Below are 25,920 nucleotides of genomic sequence, written 5' to 3' on the forward strand. Positions count from 1 at the left end.
TTTTGCCGCGCGGTTCCCCCTTTGGCGCCCGGTCTTGGCGGGCCGGGGGGCGGTGCGCCCCCGGGCGGGGTTCGCCCGGGGGGGGGGGGCCGCCCGCTGCCCGCCCGCGCGCCCCGCCACCCCGAACCCGCTTGCCGCTCGCGTCAGTTCCGCGCCGCGAGACCGTTCGCCCAGAGGTAGTCGACCTGGCTGCGCTCGTTGCCGTCGGGGTACGGGTTGGTGCAGGACGGGCCGGGGCCGCCGCCGGACATCAGCTCGCTGCACGGGCCGGAGTAGTCGTCGGGCAGGCCGAGCACGTGGCCGGTCTCGTGCGCCACCACGCGGAGCGAGCTGTACTGCTGGTTCTGCTGGTAGTCGAGGAAGACGTAGCCGTGGCCGTGGCCGTCGGTGCTGGCGTAGGAGCCGCGGCTGTCGTTGCCCTCGTAGTACGAGAAGTCGCCGCTGCCGCTCGCCGCCTGGAGCTGGACGTTGGTCTCCGAGCTGTTCCAGATCTGCGCGGCCTGGGATATCTGGCTGGTGAAGGAGGGCGCGTTCGCGGTGTCGTAGGTGACGGTGACGGTCGCCAGGCCGGGGTTGGCGGCCTGCTTGGCCTTGGCCGAGGCCATCACGGCCTGGAAGAAGGCCTGGTTGTTCGCCGCCTCCGCGGCCGAACCGGCGTACGTCGTGGCGGTGTAGCCCTGCACGGCCGGGGCGGTCGGCGTCGCGGCCGCGGCGGCGGTGGTGGGCAGCACGGCGAGGCCGGCCGCGAGGGTCAGGCCCAGGGCTGCGGACAGCACGGATCGCTTCATGTGGGGACTCCGGTTTCGCGGTGCGCCGGCTCGCCGGGGCCCGATGGGGGCCGGGCCCGGCCGGGGCGCACGGTGGGGGCCGCCCCGGGCGGTGGCCGAGGGGCGGGTTGCTGCCCCCGAGCTTCGACCCGGGCGGGGCCGTCGCGGATGATGCCAACCGGCGATAGCACCACCGCATAGCGGCCCGGTGCCGTCGTGCGGCGCACCGGCCGATCCGTCGGCCGTTCAGCCGGTCGGTCCGTCGGCCGGCCCTTCGGCATGCCTTGAATGCCTGTCATGTCCTTGGCGAAGGGGTGCGACGGCGTCTATGCTCCCGACGTGGAGCTCGACGTGAGACACCTCCGGGTGCTGTGCGCGATCGCCGACAGCGGCAGCCTCCGCAAGGCCGCGCTCCAGCTCGGCATGACCCAGCCCTCCCTCACCACCCAGCTGCACCGCATCGAACGGGCCATCGGCGGCACCCTGTTCACCCGCGAGCAGACCGGCAGCCGGCCCACCGCGCTCGGCCACTCGGTGCTCTCCCGGGCCCGGCCGGTGATCACCGAGATGGCCGCCCTGGTGGCCGCCGCCCGCCAGGAGGCGCGGGACTCGGCCGGCCCCGGCCGGCAGCGGCGGCTGCGGATCGGCAGCGTCGGCAGCCGGGCGGTCGCGGCCTGGCTGCGCCGGGTGCACGAGCGGCTGCCGGACACCGACACCACCATCCACGTCGACATCTCGGCCAGCGCGCTGCTGCGGATGGTCGCCGCCGACCAGCTGGACGTGGCCTTCGTACACGAGTGCGAGGGCTTCCCGCTGCGGGTCCCGCCGGACGCCGAGCACCGGGTGCTGATGGCCCGGGAGCCGCAGTTCGTCGCGCTCGCCGCCGGGCACCCGGCCGCCGCCCGCGACGTCGTCCACCTGGCCGACCTCGCCGAGGACACCTGGATGGTCGACCCGACCGCCGACCACGAGTACGCGGCGATGCGCCGGGTGTTCACCGAGGCCGGGCTCAACCCCCGGGTGGTGCAGGTGCGGGACAACGCCACCGCCGCCGAGCTGGTCGCCTCCGGCGAGGCCGTCCGCCCCTGCCAGCCCACCTCGCTGCCCGGGCCCGGCACGGTGGTCCGCCCGGTGCACGGGGACCCGCTGGCCGTCCGGCTGCTGTTCACCTGGCGTCCGCGCGTGCTCAGCCCGCCCGCGCTGGACGCGCTGTACGGCGAACTGCGGGCCGCCTACCTGGATCTGGCCAAGGTCAACCCGGCCTACCTGGACTGGCTGGCGCGGCACGAGCCGGTGCTGCTGGGCCGGGTCGGCTGACGGGCTGTTCGGACAGGGCGGTTCGGACTGGGCGGTTCGAACTGGGCGGTTCGAACTGGGCGTGCCCCGTGGACCGGTACGCCCCGCGGATCAGTAGGCCCGGCGGGCGCCTGCCCGCCTGCTCTCCCGGCCGTGGACCAGCACGCCCACCGCCACCATCAGCGCGCAGACCAGGCCCGCCGCGAGCACCCCGGAGCCGCCGAGCGCGGTGCAGGCCAGCACCAGCGCGGCCCCCGCCGGCGCCACCGCCTGGGCCGCCGCGCCCCGCTTGGTGTGCCGGGAGTGCAGGAACCAGACCGTGACCAGGTAGAGCGCGGTGGGCACGGTGACCGTCGCGGTGGCGGCGGTCTCGGAGATGTGCGCCTGGTGCACCGCCGACTCCACCGCCACCTCCAGCCCGGTGCCGATCGCCGCCGCCGAGGCGAACACCAGGTAGTGCCCGTACCCCCAGACCAGCGCCTGCCGGTTGGAGCGCAGGTGCTCGTGGACGGACCGGGCGAAGTAGATCCACCAGGCCGCGAAGCAGATCAGCAGCCCGCCGGCGGCCACCGGCACCAGCCGGCCCAGTTCCTCGTGCTCGTCCACCGCCGACTGCACCGCGACGGTCGCCGCCGCCACCGTCTCGCCGAGCACGATCAGGGTGAACAGCCCGTACCGTTCGGCGATGTGGTGCGGGTGCCAGGAGGTCCGCGCCCGCAGTTCGGCGACCACCGGCACGGCCAGCTCGCACAGCACCCCGACCGGGATGACGTACAGCCGGACGTCCTGCGGCAGGAACAGCACCACCACCCAGCCGGCCTGGCAGAGCGTGATCCCCGCCGCGTAGCCCAGCGCGACCCGGCGTGCCGGGCCCCGCTCGCCGGCGGCCGCGCGCAGCCACTGGGTGACCATCGCCAGGCGCATCACCAGGTAGCCGACGATCCCCAGCGTCAGGTCCTGGGTGGCGAAGATCCGCGGCACGCCGGCGGCGAGGATCAGCACCCCGGCGATCTGCACCAGCGTGGTGATCCGGTACGGCACGTCGTCGACGTCGTACGCGGAGGCGAACCAGGTGAAGTTCATCCAGGCCCACCAGATCGCGAAGAAGGCCAGCACGTAGCCGCGCAGGCCGTCGCCATAGTGCCCGGCCGCCAGCGAGCCGGCCAGTTCGCGCCCGGCCTGGCCGACCGCGACCACGAAGCAGAGGTCGAAGAAGAGCTCCAGCGGGGTGGCGACCCGGTGCGGCTCGTTCCGGTCGCGCGGGACCATCCGGCGCACCGGCGGCGGATCGACGGGGTGGCTGGGGCGTGCCGTCGCGGCGGGGTCACTGGCCATCGGAGCTGCTCCGGGGAGTCGGGAGGAGGGCGGGGGGACCGTCCCGCGCATCCTGGCAGCGGCCCCGGCCCGGCGCACGCACCGGCGCGACGGCTCTGCACGCGGGCGCGACGGCCGTGCACGCACCGGCGCGGCCCGGAAAGGCCGCGCGCCCCCCGGGTACGATGGCCCCGTATGTCCCCTTTTTTCCTTGCCGTCAGCCGTAGTTGACGCTCCGGTGCGCGAACCGGGTGACAGCGCGGCGGGTTTCCGGGCGCGCCCCGCGCGCTGCGTCGCGAGCGACCGGAGCGCCGCTAGATTCTTCCCCGGTTGGAAGAGCGCGGGCCCTGCCGGGCCCCACGACACGGGTGGCGTGCGGGCAACGCGGAAGGTCAAGGCGGGTGGCGGGATTGCGGGGGCGGCGGAGCCGATCCCCCCGCGTCCGCGCCACCGGCCTCGTGATCACCGCGCTGCTCGCCAGCGCCTGCCGTGCGGCCCGCCCCGCCCCGGCGGCGGCTACTTCTCCCAGCCGAGCTTGCTGTAGTCCTCCCCCGCCAGACCGAAGGCCCCGTAGTTGGCCAGGCCCTTGCGGGTCGCCACCACCTCCGGCCGCTGGTAGAGCTCGACGGTGTGGCCGAGCTCCCAGATCTTCGCGTCCGCCTGGTTGTAGAGCTTCGCGGCCTCCGCCGGGTCGACCGTCCCGGCGGCCTTCTTCAGCAGCTCGTCGATCTCCTGGCTGCCCAGGCGCGAGGGGTTGCTGAAGCTGTTGTCGCCCACCGGCAGCCGGAAGTTGGTCAGGCTCTTGGAGAGCGGGAAGGAGTCGGTGTTGCGCCAGCTCGCGATCTCGAACTTGCCCGGGTTCACGTACTTGGTGAAGAAGTCGTTGGCGGGCACCTTGTCCAGGCTGACCTTGGCCCCGGCCGCCTGCCACATCGCCACCGCCGCGGTGGCCAGGTCGATCTGGGCCTGCGGGGTGGAGTCGTTGAGCACCCAGTGCAGTTCCAGCGGCCGGCCGTCCTTGGTGCGCGGCTGACCGCCGCCGGCCTCCTTCCAGCCCGCCTCGTCCAGGAGTTTCTTGGCGGCGGCCAGGTCGAACCTGGCCCAGTCGCCGGAGGTGTCCTGGTACCCGGTCTGGTTGGGCATGAAGATGTGGTTGCCGAGCGGCTTGAACTCCACCGGCACGCCGTTGTTGGCGATCTTGATCAGTGCGGAGCGGTCCAGCGCCTTGCCGAGCGCCTGCCGGACCTTCCGGTCGCTCAGCGCACCCGAGCCGCCGAAGGAGATGTGCACCTCGTCCCACGGACTGGCGCTGCGGATCACGGTGTCCTTGGCGTCCTTGAGCTGCCCGTACGCGGTGGCGGTGCCGGCCGCGGCGTAGTCGATCTCGTTGTTGAGGTACGCCTGGGTCGTCGCCGACTGGGACATCACCCGGAAGGTGACCTTGTCGACCTTGGCCCTGGTGCCCCACCAGGCCGGGTCGGGGACGAGGGTCAGGGTCTGCGCGGTCTTGTCCGCCGTGCCGACCTTCAGCGCGCCCGCGGTGATCGGGATCTTCTCCACCCAGCCCTTGTTGAAGTCGTCCGGGGTGGAGATCCCGGCCGCCGGGATCAGCGGGCGGAACAGGTTCTGCCAGTCGGCGTACGGCTCGGCGAAGGTGACCTTCACCTCGGTCGGATCGGCGCCCTGCTCGACCGCGGAGATCTGCTCGTAGCCGGACGGGTCGGAGACGTTGTACGCCGGGTCCTTGCCACCGGCGGCCTGCCAGTCGGCCTTGAAGTCCAGGTAGCCGAGCGGCTTGCCGTCCGACCACTTGGCCTTGGGGTTGAGCCGGTAGGTGACCACCTGCGGCGAGGTCGAGGTGACCTTGGCGTCCACCAGGTAGTCCGGGTCGGGCAGGAAGCTGCCGGCGGCGTCCGTGGTGAAGAGCGAGGGCTCCAGGTTGCGCATGATCGAGACCGCGGAACCGTAGTAGCCGTCCACCTGTAGCGGGTTCCACTGGGTGATCCACTGGTAGAGCGGGAAGCGCACCTCCCCGCCGTCCTTGACCTGGTCCAGCGGCTTGGGGTTGAGGTCGTTGGCGCCCGGGCCCGGCGGCTCGCTCTTCGCCGCGTTGTCGGCGGAGCCGCCCCCGCCCGAGGTGCACGCGGTGACCGCGAGCGCGACGGCGACGGCGAGCGCGGCGGCCCGGCCGAGGCGGCGGGCCGTGGTGGAAGCGTCCATGAGGGTCCCCCTGGGATCGATGACGGGAGTTGGGGCGCGAGAGGTGTGACGGGGCTTGAGCGTGGGCAGCCAATTCGGCACCGGGCGAGCAGAAGGTAACAGCGGATCAGATCCGCCACCAGGGGGAGGAGGGCACACCTGATCGAAAAGTCACACGCGGCAACACGGGCGCAACACCGCCTCAGTGCCCGGGTGCTTCACTCTGACCTGGGCTTTCCCAACTCACCGACCAGTCAAGCCATCTGACGATCCGCCGAACCCTGCCAACCGACGCCCCGAACGGGCCCGGACCGGAGGCCCCCACCCGATGCCCACCAGACGCGTCGGCCCCACCCGCACCGTGACGGGCGGCCGTTGATGCTCCGCTTCCTGACGAAGCGGCTGAGCTACTACGCGGTGCTGCTGATCGCCGCCGTCTTCCTGGCGTACGCGATCTCCGCGACCGCCCTGCAGCCGCGCACCTACTTCGACGCCAAGGTCCCCCGCCCGGCCGTCGAATCGGTCGAACGCCAGCTCACGGCGCTCAACCTGAACGACCACACCCCGGTCGTCGAACGCTTCGGCCACTGGGCCGGCGGGCTGCTCCACGGCGACCTCGGCCGGACCATCCACGACACCCCGGTCACCGACGACTTCGGCCGCCGGGTCTGGGTCTCGCTGCGGCTACTGCTGCTCGGCAGCCTGCTGGGCATGGTCCTCGGCGTCGCGGCCGGAGCCTGGAGCGCGGTGCGCCAGTACCGGATCTCCGACCGGCTGCTCACCGTGCTGTCCTTCGTGCTGCTCTCCACCCCGGTCTTCCTGGTCGCGCTGTTCCTCAAGAACGGCGCCATCGCCGCCAAGGACGCGGCCGGCCACGACGTCATCCCGTTCACCGGCTACGAGACCCCCGGGCTCACCGGCGGCCTCGGCACCCACCTCGCCGACTGGGCGCTGCACCTGCTGCTGCCCACCATCTCGCTGGCCCTCGGCGGCCTCGCCACCTACAGCCGCTACCAGCGCGGCACCATGCTCGACGTGCTCGGCTCCGACTACCTGCGCACCGCCGAGGCCAAGGGCCTGACCCGCGGCCGGGCGCTGCTCAAGCACGGGCTGCGGACCGCGGTGATCCCGATGTCGACGATGTTCGCCTACAGCTTCCTGGGCATCTTCACCGGCGCGATCTTCACCGAGACGATCTTCGGCTGGCACGGCATGGGCGAGTGGCTGATCCAGTCGATCAACGAACAGGACGTCAACTCGGTGGTGGCGATCAACCTGTTCACCGCCGTCGTCGTGCTCGTCTCCGGCTTCCTCGCGGACACCCTGCACGCCGCCCTCGACCCGCGCGTGCGGTCCTGACCGGAGGAGAGCCGAATGACCACCACCGTCGCCGAGCCCTCCGCCCCGGCCACCGCCCCCCGGGGCACCGGCCGCGGACGGCTCGTCCTCAGCCGGCTGCTCGCCGCCCGCGGCGCCGTCGCCGGGGCCGTCATCGTCCTGCTGCTGTTCCTGCTCGCCTTCGGCGGCGCGTACCTCACACCCTGGGACTACGCCGCCCCGGACTTCTCCGCGCTGCACCAACCCCCGTCCGCCGAACACTGGTTCGGCACCAACGGGGTCGGCCAGGACGTCTTCGCGCAGACCGTCCGCGGCCTGCAGAAGTCGCTGGTCATCGGTCTGCTGGTGGCGCTGTTCTCCACCGTGCTGGCCTCCGTCGTCGGCGCCTGCGCCGGCTACTTCGGCGGCTGGACCGACCGGGCGCTGATGTTCCTGGTGGACCTGATGCTGGTCTTCCCGGCCTTCCTGATCATCACCATCGTCTCGTCCCGGCTGAAGAGCGCCGGCTGGATCGCCTTCGTCCTGCTGCTCGCGCTGTTCAACTGGATGATCACCGCCCGGGTGGTCCGCTCGATGACCATCTCCCTGCGCGAGCGCGAATTCGTCCGCGCCGCACGGTTCATGGGCGTGCGGCCGCTGCGGATCATCAGCCGGCACATCCTGCCGAACGTCGCCTCCTTCCTCATCATCGACGCCACCATCGCGGTCGGCGGCGCCGTGATGAGCGAGACCGCGCTCTCCTACTTCGGCTTCGGGGTCAAGCCGCCGGACGTCTCGCTCGGCACCCTGCTCGCCGCCGGGACCGGCGAGGCCCCGGTGTTCCCCTGGCTGTTCTACTTCGCCGCCGGGCTGCTGGTGCTGTTCGTCCTCGCCGTCAACCTGATCGGGGACGGGCTGCGCGACGCCCTCGACCCCACCTCCGGGACGGCGCCCCGCCGTTCCCGGTCCGCCCGCCGCTCCCGGTCCACCCGCCGTTCCCACCGCCCTGCCAGCCGTAGGAAGCTCCCGTGACCACCACCGTCGAAACCCCGCTGCTCGCCGTCCGGGACCTGCGGGTCGACTTCGCCGGGCCCGACGGCCCGGTCCCCGCCGTCCGCGGGGTGGACCTCACCCTGCGGCGCGGCGAGACCCTCGGCATCGTCGGCGAGTCCGGCTCCGGGAAGTCCGTGACCGCGCTGTCCGTGCTCGGGCTGCTGCCCGGCACGGCGCGGGTCAGCGGCTCGGTGCGGCTGGACGGGCGGGAACTGGTCGGGCTGCCGGGCCGGGAGCTCGCCGCGATCCGCGGCCGCCGGATCGCCATGGTCTTCCAGGACCCGCTGTCCGCCTTCACCCCGGTCTACCGGATCGGCGACCAGATCGCCGAGGCGGTCCGCGTCCACCAGCGGGTGGACCGGGCCGCCGCGCGCCGCCGGGCCGCCGAACTCCTCGACCTGGTCGGCATCCCGGCGCCCGACCGGGCCCTGGACAGCTTCCCGCACGAGTTCTCCGGCGGCATGCGGCAGCGCGCGATGATCGCCATGGCGGTCGCCAACGATCCCGACATCCTGCTCGCCGACGAGCCCACCACCGCCCTCGACGTCACCATCCAGGCCCAGGTGCTGGACGTGCTGCGCACCGCCCAGCGGGAGACCGGCGCGGCACTCGTCCTGGTCAGCCACGACCTCGGGGTGATCGCCGGGGCGGCCGACCGGGTCGCGGTGATGTACGCCGGACGGGTGGTCGAGACGGCCGGGGTGGACGAGCTCTTCGCGGCCCCGCACCACCCGTACTCGCTCGGCCTGATCGGCGCGCTGCCCCGGCTGGACGGGCGCGGCGGTCCGCTCGTACCGATCCCCGGCACCCCGGCGCCGATGGCCGAACTGCCCCCGGGCTGCCCCTTCGCGGCGCGCTGCCCGCTCGCGGAGGAGCGCTGCACGACGGCCGAGCCCGCCCTGGAGGGTACGGAGGAGCACCTGTCGGCCTGCGTACGGTCGGCGGAGCTCGCCGAGCGACGGCCCGCGCCCGCCGAGGTCTACCCCGTTCCGGAGCTGCCGCCGGCCGCCGCCGGCCCCGTCGACCGCTCCACCCGGACGCCGGTGCTGTCGGTGAGCGGCCTGGAAAAAACGTTCCCCCTCCTCAAGGGCACGGTGTTCAAGCGCAAGGTCGGCGAGGTGTACGCGGTGGACGGCGTCGACCTGGACCTGCGGGAGGGCGAGACCCTCGGCCTGGTCGGGGAGTCCGGCTCCGGCAAGTCCACCACCCTGTTCGAACTGCTGCGGCTCGGCGCCCCGGAGACCGGCCGGATCGAACTGCTCGGCCACGACACCGCGACGCTCACCCGGGCCGAGGCCCACCGGCTCCGCGCCCGGGTGCAGATCGTCTTCCAGGACCCGATGGCCAGCCTCGACCCCCGGATGCCGATCGGCGACATCGTCGCCGAACCACTGCTCGCCCAGCGCGCCCCGCGCGAGGAGATCGCCCGCCGGGTGCCCGAGCTGCTGCGCCAGGTCGGCCTCGACCCGGAGCACGCCGTCCGCTACCCGCACCAGTTCTCCGGCGGCCAGCGCCAGCGCGTCTCGATCGCCCGGGCCCTCGCCGTCCGGCCCGGGCTGCTGGTGCTGGACGAGCCGGTCTCCGCCCTGGACGTCTCCATCCAGGCCGGGGTGCTCAACCTGCTCCAGGCCCTCAAGGCCGAACTGGGCCTCTCCTACCTGTTCGTCTCGCACGACCTCTCGGTGATCCGGCACCTCGCCGACCGGGTCAGCGTGATGTACCTCGGCCGGACGGTCGAGCAGGGCGAGGTCTCCGCCGTCTTCGACCGCCCCCGCCACCCGTACACCCGCGCCCTGCTCTCCGCCGTCCCGCTGCCCGACCCCGCCGCCGAGCGCGCCCGCGACCGCGTCCTGCTGGCCGGCGACCCGCCCCCGCCCACCGAGCGCCGCACCGGCTGCGTCTTCCGCACCCGCTGCCCGCGCTACGCCGCGCTCACCGCCCCGGCGGACCGGGCCCGCTGCGAACAGGAGCGGCCGGCCCTGCTCGGCGCCCCCGGGGCGGACCACCAGGCGGCCTGCCACCACCCGGAGCCGGCGACCCGGGGGCAGTGACAATCGGTGATCACTCGAACACGATTCGGTGGATCCGGTCGGCGGCGTGTAAAGTCTTCGACGTCAGCAAGCGCCGCTAGCTCAGTTGGTTAGAGCAGCTGACTCTTAATCAGCGGGTCCGGGGTTCGAGTCCCTGGCGGCGCACATGGCAAGGTCTCAGGCCGTCCACTCCGGTGGGCGGCCTGAGGCGTTTCCCGGCCGGGTAGGCCTTCTCCCCATGAACTCCCCCGACACCGGCACCCGGCCCCTGGCCGAGGAACTGCTGCTGCTCTGCGCCGACCCGGCGGACGGACGCCTTCGGATCCCCGCCCTCACCCTCTCGACGGCGGTCGCGGGCGCCGTCCTCGCCGAGCTCCAGCTGGCCGGCACGATCACCGTCGACGGGCGCCGGATCACCGGCCACCGGCCGCCGGGCGGCCAGGACGAACTCGCCGCCGCCGTCCTGGCCGACCTCGGGCAGGCGGGCGAGGGCCGGCCCCGGACCCTCGAACACGCGCTGCGCGCGCTGACCCACCCGCACGGCCGGGCGACCCACCACCACCTGGACCGGATGGTCGGGCAGGGCGTGCTGACCGTCCGGAGCCACCGCTTCCTCGGGCTGCCCTACCGCCGCTGGACGGCCGTGCGGCCGGACGCCGGAGCGCTGATCGCCGCCCGGACGGCGGCCACGCTGGCGCGCGCCGGGCTCTCCGGGTTCTCCGGTCTCTCTGGTCCGACTGGTCTCTCTGGTCCGACCGGTGCGGCTGATCCGACCGATCCGGCCGACGAGCGCGACCGGCAGCTGGCCGGCCTGATCGGGGCGGCCGGGCTGGAGCGCCGGCTCTACCAGGGTCCGGACGGCGCCGAGACCCGGCACGCCGTCCGGCAGCTGGCCCGCGACCTGCCGGTCCCCCGGGCCGTGAAGCGGGAGATCACCCGGCGGAGGTCCCAGTCCGGGGGCTGATCCGTGCTCCGGCACCCGCCCACGCGGCCCCCGGCACCCGGGCCGACCGCTCAGCGGGTGTCGAGCACCGCCGAGGCCACCGCGTCCGGGCGGTCGAACATCACCAGGTGCCCGGCCGGGGCGGTGGTGCGGAAGTCCGCCCCGAGCAGTGCCGCCAGCTCCCGCTGCCGGGCCAGCCAGTCCTCGGTGCGGCGGGTCCGGCAGCCGTCGTCGGCGGCCAGCACGGTCACCGGCAGGTCCTCGGCCAGCGGCCGGGTGCGCCGCAGCTCGTCCAGTTCGGCGGCCGTGTCGAGGTAGCGGCCGTTCTCCCGCAGCAGCGCGCGCAGCGCCCGCCCGGTGCGGTAGCAGTGCCGGACCAGCGGCGCCGGGGCGAGGTCCTCGCGGCGGACGGTGGACAGCCGGGCCATGGCCCGGCGGGCGGTCGGGCCCAGCAGGTAGGGCACGGCGAGGGCGGTGGCGGCGCCGGCCACCGCCCGGGCCGCCAGGTCGCGCGCGGCGGGTGCCGGGTAGGGCCGGGCCGCCGCCTCCACGCTGCCGTCCACCAGCACCAGCCCGGCGGTCCGCTCGGGGTGCAGCCGGGCGAAGGCCTCGACGTGGAAGCCCGCGAGCGAGTGCCCGACCACGGTGCAGCGTTCCCGCAGCCCGAGGCCGTCCAGCACCGCCCGGATCCGCCCGGCCTCGCCGGCCGCCGTCGGCGCGGGGCGCCCGGTGGCGGGCTCCCCGGCGCTCAGCCCGTAACCGGGCCGGTCGAAGCGGACCACGGTGCGGTACGGGGTGAGGAAGGGGACGACCAGGTCCCAGTCGAACCAGCTGCTGCCGAGGCCGCCGGAGAGCAGGCAGACCGGGCCACTGCCCTCGGTGCGGACGTGCAGCGGGACGCCGTCGACGCGCAGGAAGCGCGCCCGGTCGACGGCCTCCGGTCCGGCGGTGCTCATGTCGGCCTCCGTCCCGGGGACGGTTCGGTCGGTCGGCGCCGCCCCTCAGTCCGCTCGTCCCCCTCGTCCACCTCGGCGTCCTCGTCCGTACCGTCCGAGCGGGCGACGCCCAGGGCCAGCAGGCCGAGCCAGAGCGCGACCAGCAGCACCTGGAGCCGCTGCCCGGCCCCGAGCGCCCAGGTGCCGCGCCCGGCCTGGAAGGCGGCGATCGAGGCGAGGCTCCAGCCGGTGGCGAGCAGCTCGGCGCCCAGCAGCCAGGGCCCGAACCGGCGCACCGGCGGCCACCAGTGGTAGCGCCGGGCGGCCACGGTGAGCGAGACCAGCGCGGTGAGCGCCCCGGCCATGGCGAGGCTGCTGGTGACCGCGTGCGCGGTGTGGGTGGCGGGGACGAGCCCGGCGGTCTCCCGGGCGGCGCACATCTCGTCGCTGGTGGGGGCGCAGCTGAGCGGCAGCCGGGAGTCGGCGGCGGTCGCGGCGCCGAACAGGGCGAGCGCGGACCAGCCGGCCAGCGCCCAGCGCCGCCGCCGCGAGGCCCCGACCCGCCCGGTGGCGAGGGCGGTGCCGGCGGCGGCGAGCAGGCAGAGTCCGGCGGCCAGGTCGGTGGCCCGGAACAGGCCGCCCAGCGGCTGGTCCTCGGCGGCGAGTTCGCTGATGTACGCCTGCACCGGGTCGAGTCCGGTGCTCAGCACGACCTCCAGCACCCAGGCGGTGTACGCCACGGCGCTGAGCAGCAGCAGGGTGGCGACCGTCGTCCGCGCGGCGCGGTGGCCTGGCTGGGGGCGGGGCACCGTTCCACCCTAACCAGCGGCGAACTCCGGACCAACCGGAAGGAAAGGGGCGGATCGATCGGCCGCCGCCCGGGTCGTTCGCGGGTGCCCCGGGGTCGACCCGGGGGCGGCTCGGCGACGGTTCGGTGATGGCTCGGTGATGGTTCGAGGCACCCCTCGGAACCGTGTATTGTTTTCCAGGTCAGCAGGCGCCGCTAGCTCAGTTGGTTAGAGCAGCTGACTCTTAATCAGCGGGTCCGGGGTTCGAGTCCCTGGCGGCGCACAGACATTTGGGGAGCCTCTCGCAGCAGCGAGGGGCTCCCCGATTTTTTGGCCTCCGACGTCCGTTTTGCGTGTGATGTCGGTCTCGATTGGCGATCCGCCGGAGCTATCCGGCCCGTTCTGCTCGTCCAGGGCAGTAAAACCGGAATCGGGACAAAGGTCCCCAACCGCCGATGTCCCCGTCCGTGCCGGGCTGCCTCGATGCGCCCGCAGGAAAGGCCGCGCTTTGTCCAGAAACGCCCAGGGCGGCCGTCGCACGCCGTCGATCAGTCTCCGGCCGGTCAAACGGCTCAAGCGCTCCGCCGGCCCGGCCGGCGGGTCCGGCGGGTCCGGCGGGTCCGGCGGCAGGAAGCCGCGACGTCCGAAGCGCACCGGCTGGCGCCGGCTGATACCCACCTGGCGGATGACCCTGCTGGGCTTCGGCTCCGCGCTGCTGCTCGGCATCGGTCTGTTCGCCCTCGGGATCGCCCTGGTGAAGGTGCCGGACGCGCACGCCGCCGCCACCGCCCAGAGCAACACCTGGCTCTACGCGGACGGTTCGGTGCTCACCCGCACCGGCCAGACCAACCGGCAGAACGTCTCCCTGGACAAGGTCTCCCCCGCCGCCCAGCACGCCGCGCTGGCCGCCGAGGACCGGAACTTCTACAACGAGGGCGCGATCAACGTCCAGGGCCTGGCCCGGGCCGCGGTCAACACCGCCAAGGGCCAGGGCACCCAGGGCGGCTCCACCATCACCCAGCAGTACGTGAAGAACACGTACCTGAACCAGAAGCAGTCGGTCACCCGCAAGGTGAAGGAACTGTTCATCGCCATCAAGGTGGACGCCACCGAGAGCAAGAACGACATCCTCTCCGGCTACCTGAACACCTCGTACTACGGCCGCGGCGCCTACGGCATCCAGGCCGCCTCCCAGGCGTACTTCGGCATCGACGCGTCCGCCCTCGATCCCGCCCAGGGCGCCTACCTGGCCACCCTGCTGAACGCCCCGAGCGCCTACGACGTCGCCACCGCGACCGCGGCGGGCAAGCAGAACGCCGTCAACCGCTGGAACTACGTGCTCGACGGCATGGTCAAGGAGGGCTGGCTCTCCGCGGACGAGCGGGCCAGGACCGCCTTCCCGGAGGTCCGGGACCCCCAGCCCAACCCGGGCCTGTCCGGCCAGGCCGGCTACCTGGTCGACGCGGCCACCCAGTACCTCACCTCCAGCGGCGTGATCAACGAGACCGAGCTGGCCAAGGGCGGCTACACGATCAAGCTGAGCATCGACCCGGCCCGCCAGCAGGCCCTCCAGGACTCCGTCCAGGCCCAGCTGCACGACAGCCTGAACCCGGACAAGCGGAAGAAGGACGCGGCCGCCCAGGCCGGCGCCGCCTCGGTGGACCCGAAGACCGGCGCGGTCGTCGCCCTGTACGGCGGCGTCGACTACGTGAAGCACTACGTCGACAACGCCACCCGGCGCGACTACCAGGCCGGCTCGACCTTCAAGGCGATCGCGCTGGCCGCCGCCTTCGAGAACAACGCCAAGACCCAGGAGGGTCGCACCGTCACCCCGCGCACGGTCTACGACGGCACCAGCGGCCGGAAGGTCCGCGGCGGCAAGGGCACCCCGTACGCGCCGCCGAACGAGGGCGACAAGAGCTACGGCCAGATCACCCTCCAGCAGGCCACCGACTGGTCGGTCAACTCGGCGTTCGCGCAGCTCGCGCAGGACACCGGGCTCCAGAAGGTCAAGGACACCGCCGTCGCGATGGGCCTGCCCGGCAACACCCCGGGCCTCGACCCGGTGCCGTCCATCCCGCTGGGCGCGGCCACCCCGAGCGTGCTCGACATGGCGGGCGTGTACGCCACGCTGGACAACGGCGGCAAGCAGATCACCCCGTGGCTGGTGCAGTCGGTGGACCGCGAGGGCGAGAACGTCGCGCTGCCCGCGCACAAGACCACCCAGGCGATCAGCGAGGAGACCGCCAACCAGGTCACCTCGATGCTCCAGGGCGTGGTGAGCGACCCGGGCGGCACCGGCTGGCGGGCCAAGGGCCTCGGCCGCCCGGTGGCGGGCAAGACCGGCACCACCGACGACCAGAAGTCGGTCTGGTTCGTGGGCTACACCCCCGAGCTGGTCACCTCGGTCGCCCTGTTCGGCCAGGACCCGGGCAACGGCTCCCAGGTCAGCCTGAGCGGCGTCGGCGGCATCGACGGCGCGGCCGGCGGCCAGTTCCCGGCCCAGATCTGGACCAGCTACATGAAGTCCGCGCTCAAGGGCCAGCCGGTCAGCGACTTCGCCACCCCGGCGGGCGGCGACTCCTCGGGCGCCACCGACCTGCCGACCGCCCCGAGCACGCCGAGCAGCGCCCCGTCGACGGGCGCCCCCAGCGGCGCTCCGAGCACCGGCCCCACCACGGCGCCGGGCGACGGCTCGGGCTCGACCCCGTCGGGCGGCACCGACGGCGGCGCGACCACCGCGCCGACGGCCCCGCCGACCAGCCAGCCCACCACCCAGCCCACCCGGCCGCCCCGGCCCACCTCGAAGCCGACGCAGACCACCCAGCCGACCGCGCCCCCGACCAGCCAGCCGACCGGCCAGCCCACGGGCGGGACGGGCGGGACGGACGCGCTCACGGGGGCGGGCGCCTCGTCCCGGTCCGGGGGCTGACGGGGTCCGATCACCCCGGCCCGTCCACTCGGCCCCGGCCGCCCGCTCTCAGCTGAGACCGGGCGGCCGGGGCCGAGTGATTTCGCCGCCGCGTACGGTGAAGGGCAGGACCGAATGACGGAATGGTGCCTTACCCGATCATTGGTATGACTGTCACAATGCGGCCGTGCACAGATCAACGGCCTCGCCCACCCTCCCTTCGGGCAGAACCCTCGGCCTCGGCCTCGCGCTCGTCTCCGCCTTCGCCTTCGGCGGCTCCGGCACCGCGGCCAAGCCGCTGATAGAGGCCGGACTCTCCCCCCTGCACGTGGTGTGGCTCCGCGTCACCGGGGCGGCGGTGGCACTCCTCCCGATCGCCTACCGGCACCGGGACGCCGTCCTGCGCCGCCCCGGCCTGCTGCTCGGCTTCGGCCTGCTCGCCGTGGCGGGCGTCCAGGCCTGCTACTTCGCGGCGATCTCCCGCATCCCGGTCGGCGTCGCCCTGCTCATCGAGTACCTCGGCCCGCCGCTGCTGATCGGCTACGTCAAGTTCGTCCAGCGCAAGCCGATCACCCGCGGCGCGGCCATCGGCGCCGGCGTCGCGGTGGCCGGGCTGGCCTGCGTGGTCGAGGTCTGGAACGGTCTGAGCTTCGACGCGCTGGGCGTGCTGTTCGCCCTCGGCGCGGCCTTCTGCCAGGTCGGCTACTTCGTGCTCGCCGACGCCGGCCGGCACGGCGACCGCCCGGTCGACCCGCTCGCCGTCAGCGCGTTCGGGCTGCTCGTCGGCGCGGTGCTGCTCACCGTCCTCACCCGGCCGTGGCAGGCCGACTGGAGCCGGCTCGGCGGGTCGGTGGTGATGAACGGGCACACCCTGCCCGCGTTCGTCCCGGCCGCGTGGATGGTCCTGATCGCGACCGTGCTCGCCTACCTGACCGGGGTGATCTCGGTCGGCTACCTCTCGCCGCCGATCGCCGGGGTGGTCGCCAACCTGGAGGCCGTGGTCGCCACCGTGACGGCCTGGGTGCTGCTCGGCGAACACCTCGGGGTGCCGCAGATCGCGGGCGGCCTGCTGGTGCTGACCGGCGCCTTCGCGGCGCAGGCGAGCAAGCCCGCGGAGACGGGATCGGGGACGGGTTCAGGGACGGGCTCGGGAACGGGTTCGGGCTCGGGTTCAGACGCGGGGGCCGACGGCCCTGGAGCCGCCGGGCCTGGGGCCCCCGACCGGGTGGCCGCCGAGCGCGGGATCAGCGGCCGGTCCAGCCGAACCAGTCGAGGTGACTGAGCGGCCACACGACGGCCGACACCGGGCCGACCACGTTGTCCACCGGCACGGCGCCGCCGCCCGGGCCGTGCTGGTGGTACCGGGAGTCCGCGGAGTCGCTGCGGTGGTCGCCCTCGACCCAGACGTAGCCCGAGGGCACCTTCACCGGCCCGAAGTCCAGCCCGGCGCAGGAGTCGTCCCCGGGGTGCAGGTACGGCTCGTCGACCTTCCGACCGTCGACGGTCAGCGTGGCGCCCTCGCACTGCACGGTCTGGCCCCCGGTCGCGATGACCCGCTTGACCAGGTAGTTGTCGTCCTTCGGCGGCACCAGGCCGACGAAGGAGAGCACCGAGCTCACCGCGTTGGTGACCGGGTTCGGGTCGGTCGGCTGCGGCGGCAGCCAGCCCCCCGGGTCCTTGAACACCACCGGCTGCCCCGGCTCCGGCTCCCAGCCGGTCAGCGGCGCCAGCTTGTTCACGCCGACCCGGTCGCCGATCCGCAGGGTGTTCTCCATCGAGCCGGACGGGATGGTGAACACCTGGAACAGGCAGGTCTTGATCAGCAGCGCGACCACCAGGCCGACCGCCGCCATCACCGGCAGCTCGATCCACCACGGCCGGGGACGCCGGCCCGCGCGGCGGTCCGTACGGCCGCGCGAACCGCGCGCCCGACGGCGGGCCTCGGCGCGGCCGCCGGACACCTCGTGGACGTTCGACGCGGAGCCGCTGGGGGCTCCGGCCCCGCTGGGCGTTTCGGGCAGGTTCACCGCCATCGTCGCTGCTCCACCTCTCCGGCTGGGGAAACCTGCACGCTACGCCAACCGTGGAGCCTGACGAAATCGGTCATTTAGCCGCCGCCGACATCGCCGGGTGTCCCAGGGGAGCCCCGGGGGGCGCACCGGGGATCACCGGGGGTCACCTGGGAACGGCCGGGAGGGGCCGGGAACGACCGGGGCCCGCTGCCGGCGGTCCGCTCCGTCTCCGTCTCCGGGTGGGGTGCGGGCTCTGGGCGCGGGGCCTCCGGGCGTGCGGGCTCCGGCCCGGTCAGGCGCGGGCGATGGCCTCGTGGTGGCGGATGACCTCGGCGATGATGAAGTTCAGGAACTTCTCCGCGAAGACCGGGTCCAGCTTCGCCCCCGCCGCCAGCTCCCGCAGCCGCTTGATCTGGTCCCGCTCGCGCGCCGGGTCGGCCGGCGGCAGCTTGTGCTCGGCCTTGAGCCGGCCGACCCGCTGGGTCGCCTTGAAGCGCTCGGCCAGCATGTGGACCACCGCGGCGTCGATGTTGTCGATGCTCTCGCGCAGGCTGGTCAGCTCGGCCCGTACGGCGTCGTCGATCCCCTGGGGCAGAGCGGCGTCGGGGGTCGTGGAGTGGTCCGTCATCGGGGCGGCTCCCGGTGTCTGGAGTGGGCGCCCGACCGTACGCCGGCCGGGCTCGGGCCCGGGCAAATCTAACAGGGCCCCCGCTCCGGCCCCGCACCGTCGAACAGAACCGTCCACGATCCGGACAGGGCCCCGGAGCCGCCCGCCGGCACCGCGCACCGCCTCCCCGCTGCGGCGTGACACGCCGGAGCGGGGAGGCCCCTGCCCGTAGGCTGGGGCACGCATGACCGGAAGTGACCGCTCGAACACTCTCCCTCAGCACTGGAGGAACCGATCGTGGCAACCACCCGCACCGCCCGTACGGCCTGGGAGGGCAACCTCGTCGCCGGCCAGGGCCAGGTGACCTTCGAATCGTCCGGCATCGGCACGTACCCGGTGTCCTGGCCGTCCCGCGCCGAGCAGGCCAACGGCAAGACCAGCCCGGAGGAGCTCATCGCCGGCGCCCACTCGGCGTGCTTCTCGATGGCCCTCTCCCACGGCCTCACCGGCGCCGGCACCCCGCCCACCACGCTGGAGACCCAGGCCGACGTCACCTTCCAGCCGGGCGAGGGCATCACCGGCATCCACCTGACCGTCACCGGCACGGTGCCGGGCCTGGACGAGGCGGGCTTCGTCAAGGCCGCCGAGGACGCCAAGGCCAACTGCCCGGTCAGCCAGGCCCTGACCGGCACCACCATCACCCTCACCGCCAAGCTGGCCTGAACCGCACCCCTCTTCTCCTCTTCTTCTTCACCGCGCCCCTCGGGGACCGGCCGGCGTCCGGCTCCCGGCCGGTGTCCGGCCCGCGGTCGGCGCGCGACCGGTCCGCGTCCGGCGCACGGTCGGCGCCCAGGGGCGCGGCTTCAGCGCACGCGCCCCTGGCGCACATCATGTGATGTGCACCGGGGGCGTCTGCACGTACCGCCATTCATGATCACAAAGCGGGCGAATCACCCTGGCGGCGGTCACCGCGTGTTGCCGTCGCGGCCTATGATCGGCCGCAGCGCCCTGTCCTTCAGGCGGGTCCCCGCGCACCGGCGCCCCACGACGGGCGGCCCCGCAGCGGACCGACTCCGAGGACCACGACAGAGTGCGGAGCCGACCGCCGGGTCCCGACTGGCCGGCCGGACATCGTCAAGCGTCAGCAGCGGACGGGAGCATGCCGTGCCGGGCCAGAACGAGGGGGCCGACGCACACCACCCGGGCGGGCGGCACGAGGAGTCACCGTGCCACCGCCACCTCGCCTCTCCGGTCCTGGAACCGGTCCTCGATCCGGCCCTTGAACCGACCCTGGGACCCACCGCCGGATCAGCCGTCCGACCTGTCGTCGGACATGTCGTCGGACCTGTCGTCGGACCGACCGACGGAACGGGCGGCGGGCCCGTCTCCGGATCCGTCACCGGGCCGGCCGCGGGGCCCGTCACCTCCTTCACCGCCCTCGGGACGCTGACCGAGCCGGAGCCGCTGCTCTGCCCCACCTGCGCGGCCCCGCTCAGCGGCGACGCCCGCCGGGAGCGGGGGCTCACCCGCGGCAGCGGCCGGGAGAGCATCGACACCGACCGGCTGCTGGCGGCGCTGCGGGCCAGCGAGTCCCGGTTCCGGGCCGCCTTCTGCGACGCCGTCATCGGCATGGCCCTGATCGATGCCGAGGACCGGATCATCGAGGTCAACCCCGCCTTCGCCGCCCTGATCGGACAGGGCGTCGGCGACCTGGTCCGCACCCACCTGCACGAGATCATCGACCCGGAGGGCATGCCGGACCGGCTCTTCTCCGAACTCGTCCGCGGCGAGCGGGAACGGTTCCGCGTGGAGAAGCAGCTCAAGCACCGCGAGGGCCACACGGTCTGGAGCAAGGTCACCGTCTCGCTGATCCGGGACGGCGCCGGGGACCCCCTCTACACCCTCGCGCTGGTCGAGGACATCACCGAGCAGCGCCGGCTCGGCGACCGGCTGGAGTACCAGGCCCTGCACGACCCGCTGACCCGGCTGCCCAACCGGACCTACTTCTTCGAGCGGCTCGACGCCGCCTGCCTCGCGCCGGCCGACCAGCCGGGCCCGGTCGGCGCCCCGGACGAACGCCGGGTCGGGGTCTGCTACCTGGACCTCGACGGCTTCGCGGCGATCAACGAGGCGCTCGGCCACCACATCGGCGACCAGCTGCTGATCGCCGTCGCCACCCGGCTGCGGCGCGGGTTCGACGGCCGCGACACCCACCTGGTGGCCCGGATGGGCGGCGACGAGTTCGCCGTGCTGGTCACCGACAGCCTGGGCAGCGAGCAGCTGACCGAGCTGGCCGCCCGGATCCTGGAGGTGCTGGAACGTCCCTTCGACGTGGCCGGGCACCGGCTGGTGGTCACCGCCAGCGTCGGCGTGGTCGAGCGGTCCGTGCACGAGACCACCTCGACCGACCTGGTCAAGGACGCCGACGCCACGCTCTACTGGTCCAAGGCCGACGGCCGCGCCCGCTGGACCCTCTACGACCCGGACCGCGGCGCCCATCAGCTCACCCGGCAGCTGCTCGCCACCGCGCTCCGCCCGGCCCTGGAACGCGGCGAGTTCGCGATCGAGTACCAGCCGCTGGTCGGCCTGGCCGACGGCACCGTGCACGGCGCGGAGGCGCTGGTCCGCTGGCGCCACCCCCGCTACGGGACGCTCTCCCCGGACCGCTTCATCCCGCTCGCCGAGGAGACCGGCGCGATCGTGCCGCTCGGGACCTGGGTACTGGAGGAGTCCTGCCGCCAGGCCCGGCAGTGGCTCGCCGAGTTCCCCGAGACCGAGACCTTCGTGAGCGTCAACCTCGCCGCCCGCCAGATCTGGGACTCCGACATCGTCGCCGACGTCGCCCGGGCCCTCGAACGCACCGGCCTGCCGGCCCGGCTGCTCCAACTGGAGATCACCGAGAGCGCCCTGCTCGGCCCCGGCGGCCGGCCCCTCCAGGCCCTCCAGGCGCTCGCCGACATGGGCGTGCGGATCGCGATCGACGACTTCGGCACCGGCTACTCCAACCTGGCCTACCTCTCCCGGCTGCCGGTGCACGTGCTCAAGCTCGACGGCACCTTCATCGAGGGCTTCCGCGAGCCCTCCCCGACGGACCGGCCCGGCCGCCCGGAACTCGGCTCCCGCCGCAGCGACGCGGACGAGCAGATCGTCGGCGCGATGGTGCAGCTCGCCCACACCCTCGGCCTGACCGTCACCGCCGAGGGCATCGAGAGCGCCGCCCAGGCCGAACGCCTGCGGCTGACCGGCTGCGACACCGCCCAGGGCTGGTACTTCGCCCGCCCCGGCGAGGCCGAACTCGTCGCGGCCATACTCCGCGACGGCCGCCCCGCCCTACAGGGCCGCTAGCCGCAGGGGCGGGCCGGAACGGGACGAGGCCTCGGCCGGCGCCCGCCCGGAGCCAGCACTTCGCCCGCCCCCGGCGAAGCCGAACCGGCCGCAGTGAGCAACAGCCGAGGGCCGGGCGGGCCGACGGGTCGGTCCGCCCGGCCCGCGGTGGTGTGGCCCACCACCGCGTGGCGCTCGGCCCGCGCCCCGGCCGGCCCGGGGCGCGGCGTCGGGCCTCCCGGCGGCGGTCACGGCTGTAGCAGGACCGCAGGCCGTCGGTCTCGCCACAGCCGTCAGGCCGCAGCCGTCACACCGTCGCCGTCAGGCCGTACGCCTCGGCGATCAGGCCGTACGAGCGGAGCCGGGCCTCGTGGCCGTGGATGTGGGAGGTGACCATCAACTCGTCCACGCCGGTCCGCTTGCGCAGGGCCTCCAGCCCGTCGGCGACCCGGCCCGGGTCGCCGAGCACGACGTTGTCGAGCCAGCTGTCGATGAAGTCGGCTTCGACCGGGCTGTACGGGTACTCCTCGGCCTCCTGCGGGGTGGGGATCGGGCCGGGGTTGCCGCGCCGCAGGCGGAGCATGCCGAGGGCCGCGGAGCGGGCGAGGCGCCGGGCCGAGGGCTCGTCGTCGGCGGCGACCGCGCTCACGCCGATCAGTGAGTACGGCTCGGCGAGCACGGCGGAGGGGCGGAAGGACGAGCGGTAGAGGTCCAGCGCCGGGACGGTGTTGGCGCTGCTGAAGTGGTGGGCGAAGGCGAACGGGAGGCCGAGGCGGCCCGCCAGCTGGGCGCTGAAGCCGGAGGAGCCGAGCAGCCAGACCGGCGGGCGGCCCTCACCCTTGGGGACGGCCGTCAGCCGGGCGTACGGGTGGCCGTCCGGGAAGTCTCCGTCGAGGAAGTGGGTCAGCTCGGCGAGCTGCTGCGGGAAGTCGTCCGCGCCTTCGGCGAGGCCGCGGCGCAGCGCCCGGGCGGTGGCCTGGTCGGTGCCGGGGGCGCGGCCGAGTCCGAGGTCGATCCGCCCGGGGTGCAGGGCTTCCAGCAGGCCGAACTGCTCGGCGATGGCCAGCGGGGCGTGGTTGGGGAGCATGACGCCGCCGGAGCCGAGCCGCAGCGTGGTGGTGTTGGCCCCGAGGTGGGCGAGCAGGACGGCGGGGGTGGAGCTGGCCACTCCGGGCATGCCGTGGTGCTCGGCCACCCAGAAGCGGTGGTAGCCCCACTGTTCGGCCCGGCGGGCCAGTTCGGTGGTGGCGGCGAGGGCCTCGGCGGGCGTGTGGCCGACGCCGACCGTGGCCAGGTCGAGGATGGAGAGCGGGGCGGGTGCCGTTCCCCGGGCGGTGCCCCGGATCGCCGTGTCGGCCGCCGGTTCGGCTCCGTGCTCCTGCTGGTCCTCGGTGGTCATCCCGTCCGCCCTCCTGGCTGCCGTCCTTGAGCCGGCCGTCGTGGCCGGCCGCGCGGGCCCGGGTGGTCCGCCGGTCGCTGTCGCCGACCGGGGTCAACCACGGCCGGGGGCTCGCTGTTCCCGCCTCGGGGGTGTCGTCCGGCCACGGTCCGAGTGGGTTTCGGCCATTTCGCACGGGCGTCCGACCGACCGTTCGGCTGACGGAGAGCCAGTGGGCGAACACGGCTGGCGACTTCCCGCCAGCGCCGGAAGTCGCCAGCCCGGGCCCTCGCGACCGGGGGCCGGCGTCCGGCAGGCTTGGGCCCAGAGGCGGACCGCCGGAGCGGGATCCGCACTCCACCAGCAAGATCGTCGGGCTGGACCAGCACCGGACGATCACTGCGAGCCCTCGGCGCGGCACCCCGCCCCGGGGGCTCGTTCGGTTTCGGCGGCCCTCCGCCGCCCGGGTGCCCCTCACCCCGGCCGACCCGGACATACGGCCCGGACACACGGCCCGCCGCCTCGGGGCACGGCCGGAATCAGCACTCGTGATCCATGCCATACCGGGGTGCTTCATGGCATGAAAAGTCGAGGCGCTAGCGTTGACCCCTGCAGCCACCTGCTCCCCCGGGAGGCACGGAGGGAGTAAAGGGTCTTGAACTTCGTGGCCGCGATCGGATCCTCGTGGATCTGCGCGCTGGCGCTCGTCGCCGTGCTCGGGGACGCCCTCCTGCCGTTCATCCCCAGCGGGACGCTGGTCATCCTGGCCGTGCTCAAGACCTCGCAGATCAACGGCGCGCCCCTGATGCTCGGACTGGGCGTGGCGGTGGCCTCCTTCCTGGGCGACCTCCTGCTGCTGAACCTGGCCCGGCGCGGCGCCCCGGTGCTGCACCGTCGGCTCGCCCGGCGCCCGAAACTGGCGGCCAGCGTGACCCGGGTCCAGGAGGCCCTGATCGAACGCCCCCACAGAGCGGCCGCCGCGATGGTGGTGGTCGCCCGGTTCGTCCCGGCCGGCCGGACCGTCCTCGACCTGGCCATCGGCCACTCCCCCGCCCATCCGCACCGGTTCCTGCACTGGTCGGCACTGGCGGCACTGGTCTGGGCCGCCTACATCGTGACGCTGGGCTGGCTGAACAGCCACTGGTTCAACACCGCCTGGCTGAGCCTCGTGGTCTCCTGCGCGGCGGCCACCGCCATCAGCACCGCGATCGCGCGCATGGTGCGCCGCACCCGGCGACTCGCCGCGCTCTGACGGCCCTCCCGGCCGCCTCTCCCCCTTCTCTCCCTCCTTTCCCCTCCCGCCCGGCCCGCCCGGAGCGGCCCCATAGCGGGCTTCGGGCTGCCCGGCCCAGCAAGGGGCAAAAGTTTTCCCAAAAGGGCGACCAACCGGGCCGAACGCTGACGAACTCCGGCGGGGAGCGGACCGACCGGCGGTAGCGTACTGACCGGACCGCACGGGGCGGGAAGCGTCACAGGACGGCAACAGTCGAGGCATCCCCGCAGCCCAGCCGTACGCGCCCGGCGTGTTGAGAGTCGTCAGCGCTCGGCGACCTTGGTGGCCGCTGCGGCGACATGACATGCTAACGGCGGAATATTCATCAATTGCCCGATTTGACCGGTGCGGCCGTGGGCCGCCCTCACCACCGGTATCGGCACCCAGGGGAGACCATGACCAGCATCTCGCGCAGGACGGTGCTCAGCGCAACCGCCGCGACCGCGGCCCTCGGCGCGGTCGCGGCCTGCTCCAGCGGCGGGTCCAGCTCGGGCCAGGGCTCCCCCTCCCCCGGCCCCGGCGGCGCGAGCACCACCCAGGGCGGCAGCGGCGACCCCACCCAGGCGGTGGTGCCCAAGGGCACCCCGATCGGCGACGGTTCCAACGCGGACACCGGCCCGCAGCCGAACCAGCCCAAGCCCGAGAAGCTCAAGCCGGGCGAGCGGCCGCCCCAGTTCGTGGTCTTCTCCTGGGACGGCGCCGGTGGCACCGAGGACGGCCAGTTCCCCCGCTTCCTGAAGCTGGCGGAGCAGCACAAGGCCACGATGACCTTCTTCCTCTCGGGCATCTACGCCCTGCCCAAGGGCAAGGCGGACCTCTACCACCCGCCGAAGCACTCGGTCGGCGCCTCCGACATCCCGTACCTGTCGGACGGCGCGGTGAAGAGCACGCTCAAGCTCGTCAGCCAGGCCTGGCTGGCCGGGCACGAGATCGGCACCCACTTCAACGGGCACTTCTGCTCCAGCCGTCCGGACAAGAACGGCGTCAACGTGTGGACCCCGGAGGACTGGCAGAGCGAGATCGACCAGGCGATCGGCTTCGTCACCCAGTGGCGGACCAACACCGGTTTCACCGATGTCGACCCGCTCCCCTTCGACTACAAGAAGGAGCTGATCGGCGGCCGCACCCCGTGCCTGGAGGGCCAGAAGGCGCTGCTGCCGACCATCGCCAAGCTGGGCTGGAAGTACGACGCCAGTTCCTCGGGCGGCCTGCAGATATGGCCGCAGAAGGTGCAGGACGGCAAGGTCTGGGACTTCCCGCTGCAGTCCATCCCGTTCCCCGGGCACACCTTCCAGGTCCTGTCGATGGACTACAACATCCTGGCCAACCAGTCCGCCGGCAGCACCAAGGGCGACCCGGCCAAGTACGGCGACTGGCGCACCCAGGCCACCAACTCCTACCTGGCGGGCTTCGAGCGCGCGTACAACGGCAACCGCGCGCCGTTCTTCGTCGGCAACCACTTCGAGCAGTGGAACGGCGGCATCTACATGGACGCCGTCGAGGAGACCCTCAAGACCATCGCGGACAAGCCCGACGTCCGGCTGGTCTCCTTCAAGCAGCTCGTCGAGTGGCTGGAGGTGCAGGACCAGTCCACCCTGCGCAAACTGCGCTCGCTCAACGTCGGCCAGGCGCCGGCGGGCGGCTGGGAGAGCTTCCTCGGCACGGCGGGCTGACGCGCCGGGGAACGGCGGGACGGGGCACCGGCGGCGGCCGGCGGGGGTGCGGGCCCCCGCCGGCCGTCGGCGTTCCGGTCTGCGTCCTGCTCGGTTCCCG

The 25,920-nt window shown here is 73.7% G+C and carries 19 protein-coding genes and 2 tRNA genes; 13 read left to right on the top strand and 8 right to left on the bottom strand.

The genetic code is table 11. The features are described from left to right. Window positions 1-143: 143 nt before the first annotated feature. Window positions 144-788, bottom strand: a complete 645-nt coding sequence (gene snpA / locus ACFCY1_RS14085) for a snapalysin (RefSeq protein WP_375874709.1) — start codon at window positions 786-788, stop codon at window positions 144-146. 318 nt (window positions 789-1,106) lie between these two features. On the opposite strand from snpA, the gene ACFCY1_RS14090 reads away from it, so the two are divergent. Next, on the top strand, window positions 1,107-2,084 hold the full coding sequence (locus ACFCY1_RS14090; RefSeq protein ID WP_241853111.1) for a LysR family transcriptional regulator: 978 nt from the start codon (window positions 1,107-1,109) through the stop codon (window positions 2,082-2,084). 90 nt (window positions 2,085-2,174) lie between these two features. Here ACFCY1_RS14090 and ACFCY1_RS14095 read toward each other — a convergent pair whose 3' ends face one another. Both ACFCY1_RS14095 and ACFCY1_RS14100 read right to left on the bottom strand, forming a co-directional pair. Then, a complete protein-coding gene (locus ACFCY1_RS14095; protein WP_375874710.1) occupies window positions 2,175-3,398 on the bottom strand; it encodes a low temperature requirement protein A in 1,224 nt (407 codons plus the stop codon). 495 nt (window positions 3,399-3,893) lie between these two features. Further along, on the bottom strand, window positions 3,894-5,597 hold the full coding sequence (locus ACFCY1_RS14100; protein ID WP_049652232.1) for an ABC transporter family substrate-binding protein: 1,704 nt from the start codon (window positions 5,595-5,597) through the stop codon (window positions 3,894-3,896). 357 nt (window positions 5,598-5,954) lie between these two features. On the opposite strand from ACFCY1_RS14100, the gene ACFCY1_RS14105 reads away from it, so the two are divergent. From ACFCY1_RS14105 to ACFCY1_RS14125, 5 genes are all read left to right on the top strand, one after another. Then, on the top strand, window positions 5,955-6,935 hold the full coding sequence (locus ACFCY1_RS14105) for an ABC transporter permease (RefSeq protein ID WP_049652233.1): 981 nt from the start codon (window positions 5,955-5,957) through the stop codon (window positions 6,933-6,935). Between the two features lie 15 nt (window positions 6,936-6,950). Then, the gene (locus tag ACFCY1_RS14110; protein WP_375874711.1) at window positions 6,951-7,925 is read left to right on the top strand and encodes an ABC transporter permease; all 975 of its coding nucleotides are present in this window, start codon (window positions 6,951-6,953) and stop codon (window positions 7,923-7,925) included. Then, window positions 7,922-9,997 (top strand): dipeptide ABC transporter ATP-binding protein, encoded by a 2,076-nt coding sequence (locus ACFCY1_RS14115; RefSeq protein WP_375874712.1) that lies wholly within the window; start codon window positions 7,922-7,924, stop codon window positions 9,995-9,997. The genes ACFCY1_RS14110 and ACFCY1_RS14115 overlap by 4 nt, the downstream gene beginning before the upstream one ends. A gap of 70 nt (window positions 9,998-10,067) precedes the next feature. After that, window positions 10,068-10,141, top strand: a tRNA-Lys gene (locus ACFCY1_RS14120). A 73-nt stretch (window positions 10,142-10,214) separates the two neighbouring features. Beyond that, window positions 10,215-10,940, top strand: a complete 726-nt coding sequence (locus ACFCY1_RS14125) for a GPP34 family phosphoprotein (protein WP_375874713.1) — start codon at window positions 10,215-10,217, stop codon at window positions 10,938-10,940. A gap of 50 nt (window positions 10,941-10,990) precedes the next feature. Here ACFCY1_RS14125 and ACFCY1_RS14130 read toward each other — a convergent pair whose 3' ends face one another. Both ACFCY1_RS14130 and ACFCY1_RS14135 read right to left on the bottom strand, forming a co-directional pair. Continuing rightward, complete coding sequence (locus ACFCY1_RS14130) at window positions 10,991-11,875, bottom strand: alpha/beta fold hydrolase (protein WP_375874714.1); 885 nt, start codon at window positions 11,873-11,875, stop codon at window positions 10,991-10,993. Next, a complete protein-coding gene (locus ACFCY1_RS14135; RefSeq protein ID WP_375874715.1) occupies window positions 11,872-12,663 on the bottom strand; it encodes a DUF998 domain-containing protein in 792 nt (263 codons plus the stop codon). Before ACFCY1_RS14135 ends, ACFCY1_RS14130 begins: the two co-directional genes overlap by 4 nt. Before the next feature lie 188 nt (window positions 12,664-12,851). Between ACFCY1_RS14135 and ACFCY1_RS14140 the strand changes: the two genes are divergently transcribed. The 3 genes from ACFCY1_RS14140 to ACFCY1_RS14150 all read left to right on the top strand — a co-directional run bounded on the left by ACFCY1_RS14140 (window position 12,852) and on the right by ACFCY1_RS14150 (window position 16,835). After that, window positions 12,852-12,925: transfer RNA gene (locus ACFCY1_RS14140), tRNA-Lys, on the top strand. 402 nt (window positions 12,926-13,327) lie between these two features. Further along, window positions 13,328-15,574: a transglycosylase domain-containing protein gene (locus ACFCY1_RS14145; RefSeq protein WP_375874716.1), complete on the top strand. Its 2,247-nt coding sequence runs from the start codon at window positions 13,328-13,330 to the stop codon at window positions 15,572-15,574. Between the two features lie 166 nt (window positions 15,575-15,740). Further along, a complete protein-coding gene (locus ACFCY1_RS14150; RefSeq protein ID WP_375874717.1) occupies window positions 15,741-16,835 on the top strand; it encodes a DMT family transporter in 1,095 nt (364 codons plus the stop codon). Here ACFCY1_RS14150 and lepB read toward each other — a convergent pair. Both lepB and ACFCY1_RS14160 read right to left on the bottom strand, forming a co-directional pair. Next, window positions 16,798-17,586, bottom strand: a complete 789-nt coding sequence (gene lepB / locus ACFCY1_RS14155) for a signal peptidase I (protein WP_375874718.1) — start codon at window positions 17,584-17,586, stop codon at window positions 16,798-16,800. The genes ACFCY1_RS14150 and lepB overlap by 38 nt on opposite strands. A gap of 271 nt (window positions 17,587-17,857) precedes the next feature. Beyond that, window positions 17,858-18,193 carry a chorismate mutase gene (locus ACFCY1_RS14160; RefSeq protein WP_049649676.1) on the bottom strand — a complete coding sequence of 112 codons (336 nt, stop codon included), beginning with the start codon at window positions 18,191-18,193 and terminating at the stop codon, window positions 17,858-17,860. 276 nt (window positions 18,194-18,469) lie between these two features. Between ACFCY1_RS14160 and ACFCY1_RS14165 the strand changes: the two genes are divergently transcribed. Together ACFCY1_RS14165 and ACFCY1_RS14170 are read left to right on the top strand one after the other, a co-directional pair. Beyond that, window positions 18,470-18,895: an OsmC family protein gene (locus tag ACFCY1_RS14165; RefSeq protein WP_049649677.1), complete on the top strand. Its 426-nt coding sequence runs from the start codon at window positions 18,470-18,472 to the stop codon at window positions 18,893-18,895. 441 nt (window positions 18,896-19,336) lie between these two features. Next, window positions 19,337-21,517, top strand: a complete 2,181-nt coding sequence (locus ACFCY1_RS14170; RefSeq protein ID WP_375874719.1) for a putative bifunctional diguanylate cyclase/phosphodiesterase — start codon at window positions 19,337-19,339, stop codon at window positions 21,515-21,517. A gap of 286 nt (window positions 21,518-21,803) precedes the next feature. On the opposite strand, the gene ACFCY1_RS14175 is transcribed toward ACFCY1_RS14170, so the two are convergent. Further along, window positions 21,804-22,895: an LLM class flavin-dependent oxidoreductase gene (locus ACFCY1_RS14175; RefSeq protein WP_375874720.1), complete on the bottom strand. Its 1,092-nt coding sequence runs from the start codon at window positions 22,893-22,895 to the stop codon at window positions 21,804-21,806. A 643-nt stretch (window positions 22,896-23,538) separates the two neighbouring features. Between ACFCY1_RS14175 and ACFCY1_RS14180 the strand changes: the two genes are divergently transcribed. Next, the gene (locus ACFCY1_RS14180; protein ID WP_375874788.1) at window positions 23,539-24,126 is read left to right on the top strand and encodes a DedA family protein; all 588 of its coding nucleotides are present in this window, start codon (window positions 23,539-23,541) and stop codon (window positions 24,124-24,126) included. Window positions 24,127-24,542: 416 nt separating this feature from the next. Next, window positions 24,543-25,820, top strand: coding sequence for a hypothetical protein (locus ACFCY1_RS14185; protein ID WP_375874721.1), 1,278 nt, complete (start codon window positions 24,543-24,545; stop codon window positions 25,818-25,820). Window positions 25,821-25,920: the final 100 nt, after the last annotated feature.

Source organism: Kitasatospora sp. NPDC056273 (assembly GCF_042268845.1).
Classification (GTDB): domain Bacteria; phylum Actinomycetota; class Actinomycetes; order Streptomycetales; family Streptomycetaceae; genus Kitasatospora.

Bases quoted from the DNA above. Each gene is read 5' to 3' on its own strand.
- ACFCY1_RS14125 (WP_375874713.1), top strand. From the start codon at position 10,215: ATGAACTCCCCCGACACCGGCACCCGGCCCCTGGCCGAGGAACTGCTG.
- ACFCY1_RS14130 (WP_375874714.1), bottom strand. From the start codon at position 11,875: ATGAGCACCGCCGGACCGGAGGCCGTCGACCGGGCGCGCTTCCTGCGC.
- ACFCY1_RS14100 (WP_049652232.1), bottom strand. From the start codon at position 5,597: ATGGACGCTTCCACCACGGCCCGCCGCCTCGGCCGGGCCGCCGCGCTC.
- lepB (WP_375874718.1), bottom strand. From the start codon at position 17,586: ATGGCGGTGAACCTGCCCGAAACGCCCAGCGGGGCCGGAGCCCCCAGC.
- ACFCY1_RS14110 (WP_375874711.1), top strand. From the start codon at position 6,951: ATGACCACCACCGTCGCCGAGCCCTCCGCCCCGGCCACCGCCCCCCGG.
- ACFCY1_RS14145 (WP_375874716.1), top strand. From the start codon at position 13,328: ATGACCCTGCTGGGCTTCGGCTCCGCGCTGCTGCTCGGCATCGGTCTG.
- ACFCY1_RS14095 (WP_375874710.1), bottom strand. From the start codon at position 3,398: ATGGCCAGTGACCCCGCCGCGACGGCACGCCCCAGCCACCCCGTCGAT.
- ACFCY1_RS14105 (WP_049652233.1), top strand. From the start codon at position 5,955: ATGCTCCGCTTCCTGACGAAGCGGCTGAGCTACTACGCGGTGCTGCTG.
- snpA (WP_375874709.1), bottom strand. From the start codon at position 788: ATGAAGCGATCCGTGCTGTCCGCAGCCCTGGGCCTGACCCTCGCGGCC.
- ACFCY1_RS14175 (WP_375874720.1), bottom strand. From the start codon at position 22,895: ATGACCACCGAGGACCAGCAGGAGCACGGAGCCGAACCGGCGGCCGAC.
- ACFCY1_RS14160 (WP_049649676.1), bottom strand. From the start codon at position 18,193: ATGACGGACCACTCCACGACCCCCGACGCCGCTCTGCCCCAGGGGATC.
- ACFCY1_RS14185 (WP_375874721.1), top strand. From the start codon at position 24,543: ATGACCAGCATCTCGCGCAGGACGGTGCTCAGCGCAACCGCCGCGACC.